3 protein-coding genes are annotated in these 2,536 nt (G+C 37.9%); 1 reads left to right on the top strand and 2 read right to left on the bottom strand.

Annotated features, from left to right (window positions below; translation table 11 throughout):
* The first annotated feature begins 159 nt into the window (after nucleotides 1-159).
* Nucleotides 160-984 (top strand): ATP-binding protein, encoded by an 825-nt coding sequence (locus VB691_RS24355; RefSeq protein WP_323294116.1) that lies wholly within the window; start codon nucleotides 160-162, stop codon nucleotides 982-984.
* Between the two features lie 65 nt (nucleotides 985-1,049).
* On the opposite strand, the gene VB691_RS24350 is transcribed toward VB691_RS24355, so the two are convergent.
* Both VB691_RS24350 and VB691_RS24345 read right to left on the bottom strand, forming a co-directional pair.
* Nucleotides 1,050-1,976: a hypothetical protein gene (locus VB691_RS24350; RefSeq protein WP_323294115.1), complete on the bottom strand. Its 927-nt coding sequence runs from the start codon at nucleotides 1,974-1,976 to the stop codon at nucleotides 1,050-1,052.
* A 51-nt stretch (nucleotides 1,977-2,027) separates the two neighbouring features.
* A complete protein-coding gene (locus VB691_RS24345; RefSeq protein ID WP_323294114.1) occupies nucleotides 2,028-2,288 on the bottom strand; it encodes a hypothetical protein in 261 nt (86 codons plus the stop codon).
* Between the last annotated feature and the right edge of the window lie 248 nt (nucleotides 2,289-2,536).

Here is a 2,536-nt window from a genome sequence, read left to right as displayed (position 1 = left end):
AGATAACTGTAGTATTTCATACTACTTTTTTGAAGTGCGGAATGTGGGTTAAAAGCTATTGCCTATTCATTACGTCAAACTTATCCTGATATTCAATTATTTATCATTGACTTTCATGGTGATCAACAAATATTCGGGGAAACCGTCTATCCTTTAAACATGGCCAGTCCTTACGGTATTAACCCCTTAACTATCAATTTAGACCCAGAAGGTGGTGGCCCCAATTTACAAGCCATTGCTGTTACAGCTACTCTTAAAAAGTCTCTTAGATTTGGCCCTAACCAAGAAGGATTAATGTTAGAAATCCTCAGTAAATGTTATGAAGATCAAGGCATTACTCAAAGTGATGTTAACAGTTGGAAAAATACACCGCCCAATTTTGCTAACCTTAAAGAAGAAATTGAAGAAAGAATAGAAGACGGTTGTAATGAATCAACCAAACTATTATTAAAACTCGCTGCTACTTTTCAATATGGCGTATTTTCAAGAGAACAACCTGAATTTAAAGAGAAACATATCAGAGTAGACTTATCTAAATTGCCCCCCGAAATTGGTGCCATCGCTGCTGAATCTTTAGCCTGGCAACTAATGAATATTCATCGTTTAATGGGAGAAACAGGAGACAAATTACCCAAGACTTATATCTTTATTGATGAAGCTAAAGAACTTAAAAAATCATCAGCTTGCGATCGCATCATAGCAGACGGTCGAAAGTATGGACTAGGGCTGGTTTTAGCCTCCCAGTCAGAAAGACATTTATCACCAGATGTCATTGGTAATAGTTCAACAAAAATAGTCTTACCTGTTGACCAAACCGAGGTTAAAAAAGTAGCCAGTAAATTTAGATTAGCAGAGAAGAAAGTCGCAGCATTAACTCAATTAACCGCCCTTTGTCGGTTTGGGACACACGCCGAATATGTTGAGATTTTACCCTATTATCGGAGAATAGAAGCAAATGATCTAAATTATGATTGTCCTGAATAAGATAAAAAATCCCTTCTAACTAATGAAGGGAAGATGAAGTTACATTATTTAATTGGTGGTTTCAGTTACTTTTTTTGCTTACGATTAAAGGTTGCAGTAGCACCGAAAATTCCTAAAGAAAGAAGACTTAGAATTGATGTTGGTTCAGGAGTCTTCGGAGATTCTGATGCAACTATATCAATCGTTCCTGCTGAAAACTCACCTCCAATAAATGCAATCAATCTGTTATCAACAATTGGTGACCATCCTATTCCTCCATCAAACCAATTTGTTCCCCCATTTTCAGCAGTAGTATCGTCACTGGTTCCATTATCATCAAAACCTTGGAAAGCATCGTGTGTCCAAGCTATCCAAGGTACATCTAGAACTTTTCCTGAACCAATTAAATCTACCCAGTGACCTCCTCGATCGTCCCAAGTAATACCTACTTCGACATCTTCTCCATGTTGAATTTCACTGTGTATCCATTCAGCTATCGTCAAATCACTTGTATCTTCTCTTGACGTGGCATTTCCTACCGTCAATATACTGGGAATGTCATTATCACCAAATTCTTTATGCTTGATAACTAAATCATCTGCTAAACCATTATCACTAATATATTTCAGTTTACCCTTCATAAAGGGAAGATCATCTACTCCCTCATGAGGCTGTCGCTCCATTGCTTGATCAAGTTCTCCCACTAGAGAATCATCTCGAATACCAGCTACATGATCATCGCTAATGCTAATACCATAAGTATCCTCTAACCATTGCAGACTATTAGCAACAGCAGCCGGACCACATTGACCAACATCTTGCTCGATAGAAGGATGGCCTGGTTGCCACGTTGCACTGGTATCACCATTAATATCAAAATTAATAACACCTGTATCTACTGAAAAAGTCGGTAAAACAGTCCGTAAATCTCCTTTTCCCTCAGCATTATGGCTCTCCCGTACCTGTGGTGATAAGTAAAGCTTATAATTCGTAGGGTGGGTTAGACGCGGCAACGATTTTGAGGAAAAACTAATAAGTTTTAATCCGCGTCGTAACCCACCATCTTAAGTATTGTATCTGATTATACATTTTATACCAAGATGTCGGGAGAGCCCTCCTGCTAATCCATAAAATGAATCAAGCTGTTGCACATTCGTATAAAGAAGATCAAGTTGACCAAAGATTAAGCCTTCCCCTGGATTGATGGTTACAGCAAAAGAAGTAGGAATATTGATGTTCGGAACAATAACGGTTGTTCCTATCAATGCCATGATCTGCAAAGATTTACAAAAAAAGAATTGTGAGATTGTTGAAAATGGTTTCATTTTTAGTATTAATAGGACAGAGTAAACGTGACATACTCCCGACGCTGACCGAAGCGGTACAGCGCGGGGCTTCTCGGCGGGAAGCTAAAAGCTATGAATGAATTGTAAATATCTCACCTCATAACATTGTATTTATTTATAAACTTTTTAAGATTCAGTAATAATCGGACATAATACTTTAGTTGAAGAACCCGGTTCTACCGAACCTGTCATGTAAAACTATTAAAAATAACATCCTGGAAGCCTGA

It is taken from the genome of Crocosphaera sp. XPORK-15E, from assembly GCF_034931425.1.
Lineage (GTDB): Bacteria > Cyanobacteriota > Cyanobacteriia > Cyanobacteriales > Microcystaceae > UHCC-0190.
Note: the sequence above shows the minus strand (reverse complement) of the source record. Positions and strands in the feature narration are given on the sequence as shown.

Bases quoted from the DNA above. Each gene is read 5' to 3' on its own strand.
- VB691_RS24345 (WP_323294114.1), bottom strand. From the start codon at position 2,288: ATGAAACCATTTTCAACAATCTCACAATTCTTTTTTTGTAAATCTTTG.
- VB691_RS24355 (WP_323294116.1), top strand. From the start codon at position 160: ATGGCCAGTCCTTACGGTATTAACCCCTTAACTATCAATTTAGACCCA.